This is a genomic window from Mycobacteroides abscessus ATCC 19977 (genome assembly GCF_000069185.1).
Lineage (GTDB): Bacteria > Actinomycetota > Actinomycetes > Mycobacteriales > Mycobacteriaceae > Mycobacterium > Mycobacterium abscessus.
In genome coordinates this window covers 1,447,190-1,463,933 of record NC_010397.1, presented here as the reverse complement: position 1 = coordinate 1,463,933, position 16,744 = coordinate 1,447,190, and the positions used below count along the sequence as shown (strand labels likewise).

Annotated in this window: 16 protein-coding genes and 1 rRNA gene; 1 reads left to right on the top strand and 16 read right to left on the bottom strand. The window is 62.9% G+C overall.

The window, feature by feature from the left end:
• Positions 1-27: 27 nt before the first annotated feature.
• Together MAB_RS07510 and murA are read right to left on the bottom strand one after the other, a co-directional pair.
• Positions 28-1,543: ribosomal RNA gene (locus MAB_RS07510) — 16S ribosomal RNA — on the bottom strand.
• 739 nt (positions 1,544-2,282) lie between these two features.
• The gene (gene murA, locus MAB_RS07505) at positions 2,283-3,536 is read right to left on the bottom strand and encodes a UDP-N-acetylglucosamine 1-carboxyvinyltransferase (protein ID WP_005084647.1); all 1,254 of its coding nucleotides are present in this window, start codon (positions 3,534-3,536) and stop codon (positions 2,283-2,285) included.
• Between the two features lie 96 nt (positions 3,537-3,632).
• Here murA and MAB_RS07500 point away from each other — a divergent pair, with 96 nt between their 5' ends.
• Entirely contained in the window at positions 3,633-4,208 is a 576-nt protein-coding gene (locus MAB_RS07500; protein WP_005093042.1) for a cob(I)yrinic acid a,c-diamide adenosyltransferase, read from the top strand.
• Positions 4,209-4,230: 22 nt separating this feature from the next.
• Here the strand turns inward: MAB_RS07500 and MAB_RS07495 are convergent, their stop codons facing one another.
• From MAB_RS07495 to prfA, 14 genes are all read right to left on the bottom strand, one after another.
• On the bottom strand, positions 4,231-4,647 hold the full coding sequence (locus MAB_RS07495; protein ID WP_005093041.1) for a DUF2550 domain-containing protein: 417 nt from the start codon (positions 4,645-4,647) through the stop codon (positions 4,231-4,233).
• A 53-nt stretch (positions 4,648-4,700) separates the two neighbouring features.
• The gene (locus MAB_RS07490; RefSeq protein WP_005084641.1) at positions 4,701-5,066 is read right to left on the bottom strand and encodes a F0F1 ATP synthase subunit epsilon; all 366 of its coding nucleotides are present in this window, start codon (positions 5,064-5,066) and stop codon (positions 4,701-4,703) included.
• 33 nt (positions 5,067-5,099) lie between these two features.
• Positions 5,100-6,530: a F0F1 ATP synthase subunit beta gene (gene atpD, locus MAB_RS07485; protein ID WP_005059850.1), complete on the bottom strand. Its 1,431-nt coding sequence runs from the start codon at positions 6,528-6,530 to the stop codon at positions 5,100-5,102.
• 20 nt (positions 6,531-6,550) lie between these two features.
• Positions 6,551-7,477, bottom strand: a complete 927-nt coding sequence (locus MAB_RS07480; protein WP_005074370.1) for a F0F1 ATP synthase subunit gamma — start codon at positions 7,475-7,477, stop codon at positions 6,551-6,553.
• A 9-nt stretch (positions 7,478-7,486) separates the two neighbouring features.
• A complete protein-coding gene (gene atpA / locus MAB_RS07475; protein ID WP_005084634.1) occupies positions 7,487-9,133 on the bottom strand; it encodes a F0F1 ATP synthase subunit alpha in 1,647 nt (548 codons plus the stop codon).
• Positions 9,134-9,179: 46 nt separating this feature from the next.
• Entirely contained in the window at positions 9,180-10,526 is a 1,347-nt protein-coding gene (locus tag MAB_RS07470; RefSeq protein ID WP_005110133.1) for a F0F1 ATP synthase subunit B/delta, read from the bottom strand.
• Between the two features lie 6 nt (positions 10,527-10,532).
• Positions 10,533-11,066, bottom strand: coding sequence for a F0F1 ATP synthase subunit B (locus tag MAB_RS07465; protein WP_005059844.1), 534 nt, complete (start codon positions 11,064-11,066; stop codon positions 10,533-10,535).
• A 5-nt stretch (positions 11,067-11,071) separates the two neighbouring features.
• A complete protein-coding gene (locus MAB_RS07460) occupies positions 11,072-11,323 on the bottom strand; it encodes a F0F1 ATP synthase subunit C (RefSeq protein ID WP_005059842.1) in 252 nt (83 codons plus the stop codon).
• A gap of 62 nt (positions 11,324-11,385) precedes the next feature.
• Positions 11,386-12,159: a F0F1 ATP synthase subunit A gene (gene atpB / locus MAB_RS07455; protein ID WP_005059839.1), complete on the bottom strand. Its 774-nt coding sequence runs from the start codon at positions 12,157-12,159 to the stop codon at positions 11,386-11,388.
• 6 nt (positions 12,160-12,165) lie between these two features.
• A complete protein-coding gene (locus MAB_RS07450) occupies positions 12,166-12,600 on the bottom strand; it encodes an ATP synthase subunit I (protein ID WP_005074366.1) in 435 nt (144 codons plus the stop codon).
• A 261-nt stretch (positions 12,601-12,861) separates the two neighbouring features.
• Positions 12,862-14,079 (bottom strand): glycosyltransferase family 4 protein, encoded by a 1,218-nt coding sequence (locus MAB_RS07445; protein ID WP_005059832.1) that lies wholly within the window; start codon positions 14,077-14,079, stop codon positions 12,862-12,864.
• Positions 14,080-14,094: 15 nt separating this feature from the next.
• Positions 14,095-14,775: an L-threonylcarbamoyladenylate synthase gene (locus tag MAB_RS07440; protein ID WP_005084624.1), complete on the bottom strand. Its 681-nt coding sequence runs from the start codon at positions 14,773-14,775 to the stop codon at positions 14,095-14,097.
• Between the two features lie 9 nt (positions 14,776-14,784).
• Complete coding sequence (gene prmC / locus MAB_RS07435) at positions 14,785-15,627, bottom strand: peptide chain release factor N(5)-glutamine methyltransferase (RefSeq protein ID WP_005110132.1); 843 nt, start codon at positions 15,625-15,627, stop codon at positions 14,785-14,787.
• Entirely contained in the window at positions 15,627-16,697 is a 1,071-nt protein-coding gene (prfA, locus tag MAB_RS07430) for a peptide chain release factor 1 (RefSeq protein ID WP_005059825.1), read from the bottom strand. Before prfA ends, prmC begins: the two co-directional genes overlap by 1 nt.
• Positions 16,698-16,744: the final 47 nt, after the last annotated feature.

Sequence of the window (16,744 nt, the reverse complement as noted above, 5' to 3'; positions counted from 1 at the left end):
ATTCGACTGGGAAATGGTGCTCCTTAGAAAGGAGGTGATCCAGCCGCACCTTCCGGTACGGCTACCTTGTTACGACTTCGTCCCAATCGCCGATCCCACCTTCGACAGCTCCCTCCAAAAGGTTAGGCCACTGGCTTCGGGTGTTACCGACTTTCATGACGTGACGGGCGGTGTGTACAAGGCCCGGGAACGTATTCACCGCAGCGTTGCTGATCTGCGATTACTAGCGACTCCGACTTCATGGGGTCGAGTTGCAGACCCCAATCCGAACTGAGACCAGCTTTAAGGGATTCGCTCCACCTTACGGCTTCGCAGCCCTCTGTACTGGCCATTGTAGCATGTGTGAAGCCCTGGACATAAGGGGCATGATGACTTGACGTCATCCCCACCTTCCTCCGAGTTGACCCCGGCAGTCTCCTACGAGTCCCCGGCATTACCCGCTGGCAACATAGGACAAGGGTTGCGCTCGTTGCGGGACTTAACCCAACATCTCACGACACGAGCTGACGACAGCCATGCACCACCTGCACACAGGCCACAAGGGAATACCTATCTCTAGGTACGTCCTGTGCATGTCAAACCCAGGTAAGGTTCTTCGCGTTGCATCGAATTAATCCACATGCTCCGCCGCTTGTGCGGGCCCCCGTCAATTCCTTTGAGTTTTAGTCTTGCGACCGTACTCCCCAGGCGGGGTACTTAATGCGTTAGCTACGGCACGGATCCCAAGGAAGGAAACCCACACCTAGTACCCACCGTTTACGGCGTGGACTACCAGGGTATCTAATCCTGTTCGCTACCCACGCTTTCGCTCCTCAGCGTCAGTTACTGCCCAGAGACCCGCCTTCGCCACCGGTGTTCCTCCTGATATCTGCGCATTCCACCGCTACACCAGGAATTCCAGTCTCCCCTGCAGTACTCTAGTCTGCCCGTATCGCCCGCACGCCCACAGTTAAGCTGTGAGTTTTCACGAACAACGCGACAAACCACCTACGAGCTCTTTACGCCCAGTAATTCCGGACAACGCTCGGACCCTACGTATTACCGCGGCTGCTGGCACGTAGTTGGCCGGTCCTTCTTCTGTAGGTACCGTCACTTTCGCTTCGTCCCTACTGAAAGAGGTTTACAACCCGAAGGCCGTCATCCCTCACGCGGCGTCGCTGCATCAGGCTTGCGCCCATTGTGCAATATTCCCCACTGCTGCCTCCCGTAGGAGTCTGGGCCGTATCTCAGTCCCAGTGTGGCCGGTCACCCTCTCAGGCCGGCTACCCGTCGTCGCCTTGGTGGGCCATTACCCCACCAACAAGCTGATAGGCCGCGGGCTCATCCCACACCGCAAAAGCTTTGCACCACTCACCATGAAGTGTGTGGTCCTATCCGGTATTAGACCCAGTTTCCCAGGCTTATCCCAGAGTGCAGGGCAGATCACCCACGTGTTACTCACCCGTTCGCCACTCGAGTACCCCGAAGGGCCTTTCCGTTCGACTTGCATGTGTTAAGCACGCCGCCAGCGTTCGTCCTGAGCCAGGATCAAACTCTCCAAACAAAATTTAATCCCGGCAAAACAACTGTCAAAAGAATTGTTTGTCGACATAATTAAATGTCTATGTAAACACTGACACACTATTGAGTTCTCAAGCAACACATTTATTTGTATTGGCAGCGAATTCGGGATCTTCTCCCTTATTCTCGCCTCCGCCCTTTCGGGCGGCTCGGAAACCGTATCAAGTTCGTGAACCTGAGTCAAATTCCCGGTTTTGGCTGGTCACCTGCGCACCATCCGATCGCCGAGATTCTGGAATTTCTTCCTGAATTCCGACTTTCGCTCTTCCGAGCGACTTGGAAACCGTATCAAGTTCGGTGAACTTGAGTCAAATTCCCGGTTTTGGCTGGTCACCTGCGCACCATCCGATCGCCGAGATTCTGGAATTTCTTCCTGAATTCCGACTTTCGCTCTTCCGAGCGACTTGGAAACCGTATCAAGTTCGGTGAACTTGAGTCAAATTCCCGGTTTTGGCTGGTCACTTGCACACCATCCGATCGCCGCTATTTCCGAATTGCTTCGTTAATTTCGGCTTTTGCTCTTCATGAGCGGCCCGAGAGTTATATCAAATTCAATGAACTTGAGTCACGCTCAGGGGTTTCAGCTGGTCAACTGCGCACCAACCTAGGACCGGGATTTCGGAATCGCTTCCTCGTCCCGGTCTCGCTCTTTCAGGGCAACCCGACCACTGTACCAAGTCCAATGAACTTGAGTCAACTTCGGGTCGGGGGCTTGGTCAGCGCTAGCTGACCCGCTCGACTTCGGCACCCAAGCTCTGGAGATTCTCCACGAACAACGGGTAACCGCGGTCGATATGAAACACATCGTATACCTCTGTGACGCCGTCCGCCACTAGACCCGCCAGTACCAGACCCGCGCCGGCCCGAATATCCGACGACCACACCGGAGCGCTGGACAGTTGCCGGATACCCCGAACCACTGCGTGATGCCCATCGGTTCGCGCGTCGGCCCCTAAACGCATCATCTCTTCGACAAAACGGAAGCGGGCCTCGAAGACGTTTTCGGTGATCATGGATGTGCCGTCAGCTATGGCCGCTAGCCCAATTGCCATGGGCTGCAAGTCAGTTGGGAATCCTGGGAACGGCAGCGTGGCGACGTTGATCGCCTTCGGGCGCTCGTACTGCACGACACGGAAACCGTCGTCGCTCTGCGTGACTGTCGCCCCAGCATCGTGCAACTTGTGCAGTACCAACTGCAAGTGCTCCGGATCCACGCCCGTGACCGTGACATCGCCGCGCGTCATCGCCGCAGCGAGACCCCAAGTGGCAGCGACGATTCGGTCTCCAATGACGCGATGCTCGGTGGGATGAAGCGCGGAAACACCGGTTACTGTCAGCGTCGACGTTCCCGCTCCCTCGATCTCGGCCCCCATCTGCACCAGCATGGTGCACAGGTCGACCACGTCGGGTTCACGTGCCGCGTTGTGGATGGTCGTCACGCCGTCAGCGAGCACCGCTGCCATCAAGATGTTCTCGGTGGCGCCCACCGACGGAAACTCAAGATGAATATCGGCTCCGTGTAAGGCTTTTGCCTCCGCAACCACGCAGCCGTGCTCAATGGTGCACTCCGCGCCGAGCTGCCGCAGCCCCGCCTGATGCATATCAAGCGGTCGTGATCCGATCGCATCCCCGCCAGGTAGCGCGACCTTGGCCCTCCGGCATCGGCCCACCAGAGGTCCGAGGACACAGACCGAGGCACGGAACTGCCTGACTGCGGCGAAGTCCGCGTCATACTTCGGCTCGTCGGGCGAAGTGATCCTGACTACATCGCCTTCCAACTCGACCGTCGCGCCCAATCCGCGCAGCACCTCAGCCATGAGCGGCACGTCCAGGATGTCCGGACAGTTGGTGATGGTGCTGGTCCCCTCGGCTAGAAGAGCTGCCGCCATCAGCTTGAGCACGCTGTTCTTGGCGCCGGTCACTGCCACGTTGCCTGTCAGCCGGGCGCCGCCGGTTACCAAGAAATGCTCGCTCACGCCCGACAGCGTAGCCGGGTAACGTCACGACGCATGACCGATGAGGCATCCACCGGCGGGACGAACCCCCGATCAGAGCGAGCCGCCTCCAGTGGCGTGCATCTCACCCGCATCTACACCCGTACCGGCGATGACGGGACCACGGGTCTGAGCGACTTCTCGCGGGTACCCAAGAACGATCCCCGGCTCATCGCCTATGCGGACTGCGACGAGGCCAATGCCGCCATCGGTGTCGCGGTGGTGCTCGGCAACCCGGGCCGGGAAGTCAGTGCCCTACTGCTGCAGATCCAAAACGATCTGTTCGACGCCGGTGCCGACCTGTCCACCCCCGTCGTAGCCGACCCTCAGTACCCGCCGCTGCGGATCACCCAGCCGTATGTCGACCGTTTGGAGGCTTGGTGTGACGAGTACAACGCGAACCTGCCGAAGCTGAATTCCTTTGTACTTCCTGGCGGTACCGCACTATCCGCGTTATTGCATGCGGCGCGGACGGTGACCCGGCGGGCCGAACGCTCAGCGTGGACCGCCATCGAGACCTATCCCCACAGCACCAACGTGCTGACCGCCAAGTATCTGAACCGGCTCTCGGACCTGTTGTTCATCTTGTCGCGGGTCGCCAACAACGGAAAAGACACGCTGTGGAAGCCGGGTGGGCCGGCACAACCCGCCTAGTCGCCGGGCTGGATACAAGAAGTTAGCGGCTGCGGCGCTGCGCCCGAGGTGAGGGACGCGACTCGACCCAGGACATGAACGCGGTCAAAGCCCCTCGGTCCAGCGCCATTTCGTAGTCGCGCGCACCATCGCGCAACTGCAAGACCACGATCTCGGCGGTCATGATGTCGTACTCGTCACCGCGTGGGATCCGGCGGTCGATGATTTCCAGGTCGCGGCGTGACAGCTGGCGATCGGGCCAGAGCCGCACACTGGAGAGGCGATAGAACTCGGCTTGTGACTCGCGGTACCGCATGACGCCGTGGCGCCAGCGGCCCTCCCCTACCTCCGGCATATCGCGTAAGAGCGCCGCGGTACCGCCGTTGCGCAACTTCAGCAGGCGGAAGCTCAATGCGGCCACCGCCAAAGCAAGGACGGCGATGACCGATATCTCGATCATCGCCGTCACGCTCACAAGCGGGTTCCTTTTACGCTTGTATCAGCCGGGTAGAGCTAAACCGTCTGGCCGAGCGCACGGAGGCGCGCGCGACCCTGCGCCGCGACCCGTGGATCCTCGGAACCGGAATCGGTCTTGGCCTTGGCCTCATCGATATCCGCACGAGCCTGCGCGGATTCAGCCAGGATGCTCACCTTGGTGTCGGTGATCGACAGGAAGCCCCCGTCGATCGCCCACCACAGGTCATCACTACCCTCGCGCTCGATCTTCACCGCCGCATCGTCCACCAGCTGCGCCACCAACGGAATGTGGTGCGGCAAGATGCCGATTTCGCCGGAGGTCGTGCGGGTGAAGACGAATGTGGCCTTACCCGACCAGATCTCACGCTCGACGGCGACGATCTCGACATCAATCTCGGACATTCAATGCACCTCCTTCAGATGGCTAGTGACGAACTACAGCTTGGCGCCGAGGCTTTCGGCCTTCTTGGCCAAGTCGTCCAGGCCACCGATGAGGAAGAACGCCTGCTCGGGCAGATGATCGAACTCGCCCTTGGTGAGCTTGTCGAACGCCTCGATGGTTTCCTTGAGCGGCACGGTCGAACCGGGCTGACCGGTGAATTGCTCGGCAGCCATCATGTTCTGGCTCAGGAAGCGCTCGATACGACGCGCGCGGCCCACCAGCTGCTTGTCCTCTTCCGACAGCTCGTCGATACCGAGGATGGCGATGATGTCCTGCAGGTCCTGGTAACGCTGAAGGATGCGGATGACCTCCTGCGCGACACGGTAGTGCTCCTCGCCCACCACGGACGGCAGCAGAATCGTCGACGACGACGCCAGCGGATCCACAGCCGGGAAGATGCCCTTGGAGAACACCGCACGGGAAAGCTCGGTGGTGGCGTCCAGGTGCGCGAATGTGGTCGCGGGTGCCGGGTCGGTGTAGTCGTCGGCGGGCACGTACACGGCCTGCATCGAGGTGATGGAGCGGCCGCGTGTCGAGGTGATGCGCTCCTGCAGTTCACCCATCTCATCGGCCAGCGTCGGCTGGTAACCCACGGCCGAAGGCATACGGCCCAGCAGGGTCGACACCTCGGAGCCGGCCTGGGTGAACCGGAAGATGTTGTCGATGAACAGCAGCACGTCCTGGCCCTGCTCGTCACGGAAGTACTCGGCCATCGTCAATGCAGACAGGGCGACCCTCATACGCGTGCCGGGCGGCTCGTCCATCTGGCCGAACACCAAGGCGGTGTCCTTGAGCACGTTGGCGTCGGCAAGCTCGACCCACAGGTCGTTGCCTTCACGGGTGCGCTCACCCACACCGGCGAAGACCGAGGTTCCACCGAAGTTGCGGGCGATACGGTTGATCATCTCCTGGATCAGAACGGTCTTGCCCACACCAGCACCACCGAACAGCGCGATCTTGCCACCACGCACGTACGGGGTCAGCAGGTCGACGACCTTCAGACCGGTCTCCAGCATCTCGGTACGCGGCTCAAGCTGATCGAAGGCCGGCGGCTTGCGGTGGATCGACCACTTCTCGAAGTCGCTGCCGTAGCCCGGCTCGTCCAGGCAGTTGCCCAGGGCATTGAACACGTGGCCCTTGACTCCGTCACCGACGGGCACCGCAATGGTGTTGCCGGTGCTGACGACGTCCACGCCACGGACCAGGCCGTCGGTGGGCTGCATCGAGATGGTGCGCACCAGGTTGTCACCCAGGTGCTGTGCCACCTCGAGGGTCAGCGTCTTGGCCATTGCCTCGTAGGTGATCTCGGCGTTGAGGGCGGAGAAGAGCGGCGGCACGGCGTCACGCGGGAACTCCACGTCGACGACCGGGCCGGTAACGCGGACCACTCGCCCGGCGGTCTTGTTAGCAGTTGGTGCGGTCATTACTCGTCTCTTCTCGTTCTCTAGTGGCCTGCAGCGTCGGCGAGCGCGTTCACGCCACCGACGATTTCGCTGATTTCCTGGGTGATCTGGGCCTGGCGAGCACCGTTGGCTTCCAGGGTGAGTCCCTTAATGAGTTCATCGGCATTGTCCGTAGCCGCCTTCATGGCACGACGACGAGATGCCGACTCCGATGCCGCCGCCTCCAGCAGCGCCGCGTACACCCGGGTAGCCAGGTAGCGCGGCAGCAGCGCGCCGAAGAGCGTAGTGGCGTCGGGCTCGAACGAGTACTGGGTGGTCGGGCCGGCGGCCTCGCCCACATACTCGACCTCCATCGGCGCGATCCGCTTGGCGACGGCCGCCTGGGTGAGCATCGACTTGAACTCGGTGTACACGATGTGCAGCTCGTCCACGCCGAGGATGCCATCCAGACCCGGGTCATCCCCTTCGTCGTCGGCGCCCGCCAAGAAGGCCTCCACCAAGGTGTCGGCGATCTTCTGAGCCGATGCGTACTCGGGCCGCTCGGAGAAGCCGGTCCATGCCTCGGTGACCTTGCGGTTGCGGAAGCTGTAGTAGTTCAACGCCTTCCGGCCTACGACGTACACCACCGGGGTCTTGCCCTGCTCACGCAGCAGCGCGTACAGCTCCTCGGCAACACGAAGCACGTTGGCGTTGTATCCGCCACAGAGACCCCGGTCCGACGACACGATGAGCACACCGGCCCGCTTGGGCTCAGGCCGCTCCACCAACAGCGGATGATCCAGTGCGGCGTCATCCGCCAGCGCCGTGAGCACGTTGGTGATCTCGGTCGCGTACGGCCGTGCCGCCACGACACGTGCCTGCGCCTTGGCGATACGCGATGTCGCGATCAGTTCCTGCGCCTTGGTGATCTTTTTGATCGCTCCGGCGGATTTGATCCGCCGGCGCAGTTCTCGGATTTGTGCACCCATGGCTCGTTGCTACTTCTTGGGAGCCGGCTTGCGGACCTGGACGGTTTCCTGCCCGACCGCGGACTCGTCGAGCGCCTCGGCGGCGACACCCTTGACCTCAACCGAGCTGCCATCGGTCGCCGCAAAACTCTTCTTGAAGGCGTTCACGGCGTTGGTCAGCTTGGTCTCGGTGTCCTCGGAGAACTTCTTGGTCTCCCGGATGTCGGCGAGGATGTCGGCGTGCGAACCGCGCACGTGGTCGAGGAACTCCTGCTCAAAACGCATGACGTCCTCAACCGGCACCGAGTCGAGATGACCACCGGTGCCCAGGTAGATGGCGACGACCTGCTCCTCAACCGGGTACGGGGAGTTCTGCGGCTGCTTGAGCAGCTCGACCAGACGAGCACCACGCTCGAGCTGAGCCTTCGAGGTGGCATCCAGGTCGGAGGCGAAGGCCGCGAAGGCTTCCAGCTCGCGGTACTGCGACAGCTCCAGACGCAGCGAGCCTGCCACCTCCTTCATCGCCTTGATCTGCGCGGCACCACCGACGCGGGAGACCGACACACCGACGTTGACGGCGGGGCGCACACCCTGGTTGAACAGGTCGGTCTGCAGGAAGCACTGGCCGTCGGTGATGGAGATGACGTTGGTCGGAATGTAGGCCGAAATATCGTTGGCCTTGGTCTCGATGATCGGCAGACCGGTCAGCGAGCCGGCACCCAGCTCATCGGAAAGCTTCGCGCAACGCTCCAGCAGACGCGAGTGCAGGTAGAAGACGTCACCGGGGTACGCCTCGCGGCCCGGCGGACGACGCAGCAGCAGCGAGATGGCGCGGTAGGCCTCGGCCTGCTTGGTCAGGTCGTCGAACACGATCAGAACGTGCTTGCCCTGGTACATCCAGTGCTGACCGAGGGCGGAGCCGGTGTACGGGGCCAGCCACTTGAAGCCGGCGGCGTCGGAGGCCGGGGCGGCGACGATGGTGGTGTATTCCAGAGCGCCGGCCTCGTCCAGGGTGCGTCGCACGGCGGCGACGGTGGAACCCTTCTGGCCGACGGCAACGTAGATGCAGCGCACCTGCTGAGCCGGATCACCGGTCTCCCAGGCCTGCTTCTGGTTCAGGATGGTGTCGATGCAGACCGCGGTCTTGCCGGTCTTGCGGTCGCCGATGATCAGCTGACGCTGACCGCGGCCGATCGGAGTCTGCGAATCGATCGCCTTGATGCCGGTCTGCAGCGGCTCCGAAACACTTTGACGCTGGACCACGCTCGGGGCCTGGAGCTCGAGGGCACGACGGGTCTCGGCTTCGATGTCGCCGCGGCCGTCGATCGGCTGGCCCAGTGGGTTGATGACGCGGCCGAGGAAGGCGTCGCCGACGGGTACCGAGAGCACTTCACCGGTGCGCTTGACCTGCTGGCCTTCTTCGATGTCCTGGAAGTCACCGAGGACAACGGTGCCGACGCTGCGCTCGTCGAGGTTCAGCGCCACGCCCAGCACGCCACCGGGGAACTCGAGGAGTTCCTGGGTCATCACGGAGGGCAGACCCTCGACGTGGGCGATGCCGTCACCGGCGTCGGAGACGATGCCGATTTCTTCGCGGGTGGGGTCGGCAGAGAACGTCGCGACGTACTGCTCGATCGCGCCGGAGATATCCGCCGAGGAGATCGTCAACTCTGTCATGGCTTTTCGTCTTCCTGCTCGTCTATCGGGGTAGGTCTAATGGTGGTTAGTTGGGCAGATGTAGGGCGGCCGCGGAAAGCCGGGTGGACAGGCTGCCGTCGATCTCCTCGTCACCGATGTTGACGACGAGCCCGCCCAGCAGTTCGGGGTCCACATCCAACTGCACCGCGATGGTGCGGCCGTAAATCTGTCCGAGCACCTGGGCCAGCCGGGTGCGCTGTGCGTCAGTGATGGGTGCGGCTGCCTTCACGTGAGCCACCGACTCATCGCGGCGGGCGACCGCCAGCTCGGCGACGTCCAATACCGCAACCTCGGCGCGAACCGAATACAGCAGCCGTACCGTCTGCGCGAGCAATGCGGTGGTCACCTCGTTGGCACGTCCGCCCAACACGTTGGTCAGCAGGGCAACTCGCCCCTGCGCCGGAGCAGTCGAATCGCTGAGCAGGGTGGCCAGCTGCGGCTCCGCGTCGAGCACTCGGCTCACCCGGAACAACTGGTCTTCGACATCCTCGATCTGGCCGTCCCGTTCAGCGCGCTCCAGCAGTGCCAGCCGCGCGATGTACTCCAGCGAGGTGATCAGGTCGCTGGAGGCCGACCACCGCGCGGTGACGGCCGAACGCACGATGGCGAGTGCCGGGGCGCCGATCTTGTTGCCGAGCAACGAATTCACGAGCGTCAGCTTGGCCTCGTTCTCGCTGGCGTCCACCGGCTCGGAAAGATGCTTGCGCAGCACGAGCTCGGAGATCAGCAGCTCGGCGACGGCGGCGATGTCCTCGGCGAGCGCACTGAGCGCCGACGAATCCAGCGAAGCCGCGGTCTCGCGGAACGTGCTCACCTGGGCAGCCAGGGATTCGCGGCTGGCCGCGTGCATACCGGAGTAGCCACCGGGTACCGGGCGTTTGGCGGCACCGACGCTGCCGGCCATCTGCGACAGCTCGTCGAGGAAACGGTCGACCGTGGCCGATTGAGCCGACGGGTCGGCCACATGCGAGCGCACCAGGTCGCCTGCGCGGCGCACGGATTCGGCTCCGAGGTCGCCGCGGAGCTGACGGATCAGTTGTTGGCGCTGGAGCACGATCTGCTCCTGGCCGTGCACCTTGATCCGCTCGACCTCGGCATCGGCCTGCTCACGCAGCTGCTTCGAGATCTGGACCGCATCGGCCTTGGCTTCTTCCGCGATCTGGGCGGCATCGGCCTTGGCGTCTTCGATGGCCTTGGCGTGCGCGCCTTCGGCCTCGACCAGCTTGTCCGCAGCGGTCTTGCTGTCAGCGAGCTGCTGGCGTACCGCATCCTGCTGCTTGGCCATCAACGTGCGCACCGGCGGCACCACGTACTTGACCACCAGGAACACAATGACAGCGAAACCGATGAGCTGTCCGATAAATGTCGACATCTGTGTTTAGCCTCGCCCTGCGTTCGCTGGTTCCGAAAGGCTCACGCCGAGAACGCGTTCGGCGAGGGTCCGGGACAAGCTGTCGACGTTCGTCGCCAGCTCCCCGGCGGTTACCTCGCCCTGACGGGCCAACTCCGCTGCTGCCGTTTCAGTCACGGCAGTTGCTTCTGCGTTGGCTCGCTGACGCATGTCCTCAAGAATGCCGCGCCCCTCGGCCCTGGCCTCGTCACGCACCGCCGTTGCGGCACCGCGCGCCTTGGCCAGCTCATCTTTGTAGTCAGCCTCGGCGGCGGTGAATTGCTCAGCGGCGTTCCGGTTGTCCTCGGCCGTCTTGGTGACCATGTCCTCGCGTGCCTTCAGCACCTTTTGGATCGGCGGCACCACGAAGGTTCCGATGACCGCCAGGACGATCAGGAAGATCGCCAGGACGACAAAGAAGGTGCCGTTGGGGATGAGGAAGTTGTTCTGCTTCCCACCCTCTTCGGCGGCTTCCGCCGCGACTGCCGTGACGGCAGAAGCGACACTGTGCAATTCACCCATGCCGATTAGCTGGCGCCGGGAGTCGCGAAGACGAACAACGCCATGAAGGCCAGGTTGATGAAGTACGCAGCCTCAACCAGACCGACGGTGATGAAGAACGGGGTGAACAGCCGGCCCTGAGCCTCGGGCTGACGAGCCACACCGGAGATCAGAGCGTTACCGGCGATACCGTCACCGATACCGGCACCGATGGCGCCTCCGGCCATGATCAACCCACCACCGATGAGGGCACCAGCAACAATTGTGGGGTCCGCCATTTTCTTCCTCCTTATTAAGTGGTAGCTGTGCTACCAGGGTCTATACAGGTTGGTCTATGTGGTTAGTGATGGTCCTCGTCCAGCTCCATCGACTGGCTGAAGTACAGAACCGTCAGCAACGCGAAGATGAAGGCCTGGATAAGACCGACGAACAGGTCGAACGACTTCCAGATGGCATTGGGCGCCCACATGATCCATGCGGGGAACATCGCGATCAAGGCGACCATGATGCCACCGGCGAACATGTTGCCGAAGAGCCGCAGCGAGAGCGAAATAGGCTTGGCCAGCTCCTCGATCGGGTTGATGAAGGCGGTGACCCAGGTGTGACCCTTGAGCAGCTTGATCGGGTGGCCGATGAGACCACGGCGCGCGAAGCCCGCGATGTGGTAGCAGACGAAGACGAACAGGGCCAGTGCCAGCACGTAGTTGATATCCGAGGCCGGCGGTGCCAAGAGTTCGGCGGTCTTACCCGTGTCATCGGTGTACTGCACGGGCAACACCGAAATCCAGTTCGACACCAGGATGAAGACGAAGATCGTCACCGCCAGCGGCAAGACGAACGGCGCGATCTTCATGCCGATGGCCGACTCGACCTGGTTACGGAACTGAACGGTGACCGCTTCGAAGAACAGCTGCACACCGTTGGGAACACCGGTCGAGGTGACCTTGGCACGCAGGAACAGCGCCAGCGCAATCACAACCACCCCTGCCAGGGCGGTTGCGACAATGGTGTCCACGTTGAATGTCAGCTCGTACGGCCAGAAATCACCGTGCCAGGTCCAGTGCTTGTGGTGACCGACCTCGATGGCGGCTTCCGCCTGGAATGTCGTAATCATGCTGGGCTATGCCCCCTCAACCTGAGCCTGCGGCTGATTCACTGAACGGATCCCTTTCCACACCGGCACGGCGGTGGTCAACACCAGCAGCACCTGGAACAACGCAACCCCGAAGAACACCCCGAGTCCGGCGGGGCGGAACACGAAGGCGAGCACCAGGGCGAGGACGGTGATGATCATCAACCGCGCAGCGGAATTGATGGCCATCTTTTGCTTGCTTGGATTGTCTTGCGCGGTAATCACTTCCGCGGACTGGCGAACGAGGAGAGCGTTCACCAATCCGAGTCCAAGCCCAGTAACGAAGAAGACGCCGAACTGCCACTGCCCCAGGAGAGCGGAGGCCAGCAGAGCCAGGGCACCGAGCACGCCACACAAAGCCGCCAGACGCAACGGACGAAACGCCAATGCCGGAAGAACCAGCGGGGCGTCGGGCGTTGTCACCTGGGGTGTCACCTCACATCTTTGTCGGGGTGGCGGAACAAAAAAATGCGTTCGTCGGTTCCAGACCTTATAGGAGGTCTGAGGGCTCGCTGAACTCACCTCAATGGGCAGCTCCCTGTCGGTCAGTTGATCCGTCCGCCAGAGTCTGAAATGTCTGGAAAGACCTTCCAAAATCCCTGCCGATCCGGTGTGGCCGGCACCCGTGAGTTTTCGGGTATGGCAGAACCGTATCACATGGTAGAGGCGGTTAATGCACCCCTACTACTTTTCGTCGTACACGACCGGTTCCGTCCCCGGACTTGAGTCCGGCGCGGTAGCCAAAGCCGGATCGGTGTCTTCACGGCGCAGCAATGGAATGACCGTCGCGACAATCGCGATGCCGATGGCACCGACCACCACCGCCCCGGCGTAGCGGGGCTCGAAGAATATGGTGCTGGCGGCCCCGAAGGCGATGATCGCCACCCATAGATAGATGATCAACACCGCCTTGCGGTGCGAATGACCGATCTGCAGGAGACGGTGATGCAGATGCATCTTGTCCGGGCTGAACGGGCTGCGACCCGCACGCGTGCGCCGGATGATCGCCAACAACGCATCCAGTGCCGGCACCAGCATGACCGCGATCACCAGCAGGAAGGGTGAAAGCAGGACGAACATGTCCTTGGCGCCGTAGGAGCTCTGCGAAATAGGGCCCGCCGCCGTGGTCGAGGCTGCGGCCAGCATCAGGCCGATCAGCATCGAGCCCGAGTCACCCATGAAGATCCGCGCCCGATGGAAGTTGTGCGGAAGGAAGCCCAGGCAGGCCCCTGCCAACACGACCGAGATCACCGCGGGCGGGTAGTACAGGACGTCGCCACCGTGACTGCGCAGCAGCCCGATCGAAAAGATGCAGATGGCCGCCGCGGTGATCAATCCCAGGCCGGCGGCCAGACCGTCGAGGCCGTCCACGAAGTTCATCGCGTTGACGATGGATACCGTCAACGCCAGCGTGACCAGGATCGACGACATCTGATCCAGCACAATCGTCCCCACCCCACCGAATGGGATGTAGATCATGCTCCAGGCCACCCCCATAGTGACCAGCACGCTCGCGGCGGTGACCTGACCCGCGAATTTGGTGAGCGCATCCAGGCCCCATTTGTCGTCGATGAGACCGACGATCATGATGATGCCCCCCGCGACGACGACGGCAGGCATGCCCGAGGAGTAGACGAAACCCCTTGTCAGCGCGGGTAGCTGCGAAGCCAGAAATATTGCGGCGCAGACCCCGAAGTACATGCCGAGCCCACCCATCCGCGGCGTCGGCTGCAGATGCACATCACGCTCACGGGGGTAGGCCACCGCGCCCACCCGGGTCGCGAACATCCGCACACCACCGGTGCAGAAAAAAGTTGTGATGGCTGCCGTCAAGCCGACCAGCGCAAGTTCCCGCAACGGGACGCCCGCGCCGCGATCGGCAAGGGCCAGCAGCTCACTCACGCGTCCGACCGTACTTCACGATTCTGTGGGCTCCCCCGACTCGCCCGACTCAACAGGTCCGACTTGGCCGCCGATCACCTCCACGATCTGCTCCCGACTGATCGGACCTTCCCGCACGATCACCGGCGCCGGGCCGGTGAGATCGACGATGGTCGAAGCCGCACCCAGCTCGGCCTGTCCGCCGTCCAGATACACCGCAACCTTGTCGTCCAACTGACCGCGCGCTTCGGCGGCGGTGAGCGCCGCGGGCCGGCCCGACACGTTGGCGCTGGAAACCGCCATCGGACCGACGGCGCGCAGCAGTTCGATGGCCACCGGATGCATGGGCATTCGCAGCATGACGCTCCCCTGGGCATCGCCCAGGTCCCAGGACAGCGAAGGGGCGTGCCTCACGATGATGCTGAGCGGTCCCGGCCAGAATGCCTCGATAAGTTCACGAGCGGCAGCCGGGACCGCGAACACCAGGCCGTCGATGGTGTGCCACGAGCCCACAAGCACGCCGACCGGCATGTCCCGGCCGCGCCCTTTGGCGGCCAACAGCGCCGTCACCGCACCGGAATCGAATGCGTCACAACCCAATCCATAGACCGTATCGGTGGGCATCACCACCAGCTCGCCCGCCTTGAGCGCACTCACCGCCGCGTCGATCCCGCTCTGGCGGGTCGCAGCGTCTTGGCAGTCGTAGACGACGGTCACCCGCCCAGTCTAGGACGCCGCGATTTTCCGGCGAGCGGTGACGAATCGTGGCCGTCCGGTCAGGTCGTGCCGCTGCACAACCTCATCGAAAAAGTCACAGGCCGTAAACAACTCGCGTGTGCGCCCGCCCTTACTGTCGTCATGCTCAATACCGATGGCGCCCCCCGGCGCCAGGAGCCTTCCGGCGGCGATCACGATCGGCGCGATGATCGCGAGCCCGTCCGCGCCGGCGAAAAGCGCCTGCGGCGGATCATGCCGCGCCACTTCGGGCTCCAGCTCAGTATCTTGGGGAATATAAGGCGGATTCGCGACGATCAGATCGACAGCGCCGTTCAGCTCGGTGAGCAAGTCCGGCGAAGTCACATCGGCCTGGACCACCTCGACGCCGGTACCCTCGGCGTTTCGCCGGGTGTAGATCAGGGCATCCACGTCGACCTCGATCGCGGTGACACGGGCCGTCGGCTCGTGCTGCGCCAAAGCAATGGCCAGCGCCGCAGAACCGGCACATAACTCGACAACCGTCGCGTGAGGCGCCAGCTGCCCTGCCGCCCAGGCATACAGAGACTCTGTTTCAGGACGTGGAATGAACACCCCGGGGCCCACGCGCACTTCGATGGGACCAAAAGCAGCACTTCCGACCAAGTGCTGCAACGGAATGCGCCGCGCGCGCTGTGCCACCAGATCTCGATATCTCCCCGGAAAGTCCGCCGCGGCCTCGGTAAAGCGCAACTGTGTCCGCGAGACCCCCAGCAGGTGGGCGGCCAGCTCCTCGGCGTCCACCTGAGGGCTGGAAACACCTGCCCGTGAAAGAGATTCGGCTGCCTCGGCGAGCAGCTCACGCAAGCGGCTCATCACGCCTCCTGCAGGCGCGCCTTCCGGTCGGCCGCTGCCAACGCATCGAACAGGGCATCCAGATCTCCATCGAGAACCTGGTCCAGGTTATGCGCCTTGAACCCGACGCGGTGATCGGTGATGCGGTTCTCCGGGAAGTTATAGGTGCGGATCCGCTCGCTGCGATCCACGGTGCGGATTTGGCTGGCACGACCGGCCGAGGCATCTGCCTGCGCCTGCTCCTCGGCAAGTGCCTGCAGCCTCGCGGCCAATACCTGCATAGCGCGCGCCTTGTTCTGCAGCTGCGAGCGCTCGTTCTGACACGTCACGACGATCCCGGTGGGCAGATGCGTGATGCGCACCGCGGAATCGGTGGTGTTGACGCCCTGGCCGCCCTTGCCCGAGGAGCGGTACACATCGATGCGCAGGTCCGATTCGTCGATCTGGATTTCCTCGACCTCTTCAGGCTCGGGGTACACCAGCACGCCGGCCGCCGAGGTGTGCACGCGCCCTTGAGATTCAGTGACCGGCACACGCTGAACGCGGTGTACGCCGCCTTCAAATTTCAACCGTGACCAGACACCATCGGCGCTGTCGCCCTTGCTCGCGATCGCCAGGGTGGCGTCCTTGTACCCGCCGAGGTCGGACTCGGTCTCATCGAGAACCGTCACCTTCCAGCCATGCCGCTCGGCGTAGCGGATGTACATGCGAGCCAGATCGGCGGCGAATAGCGCCGATTCCTCGCCGCCCTCGCCTGATTTCACTTCCAGCAGGATGTCGTCACCATCGTGAGGATCACGCGGTGCCAGCATGTCCGAAAGTTGCGTTTCCAGCTCGGCGATCGACGATTCCAGCTCCGTCACCTCATCGGCGAACGAGGGATCGTCCGCCGACAGCTCACGGGCCGTAGCCAGGTCGTCGCGGGCGGTGGCAAGCTTTCGGTGGGTGGCGACGATCGGCGACAGCATCGCGAACCGGCGACCGGCCTTGCGCGCCGCGGCGGCGTCGGCGTGCAGCGCCGGATCGGCCAGTTGCTTCTCCAGCTCAGCGTGCTCGGCCAGCATCGCGTCGATCAGCGGAGTCTCGCTCATGCACCCTCCTCCCAACATTCCTACGCGCAGTGGTCATACAAAAAAAC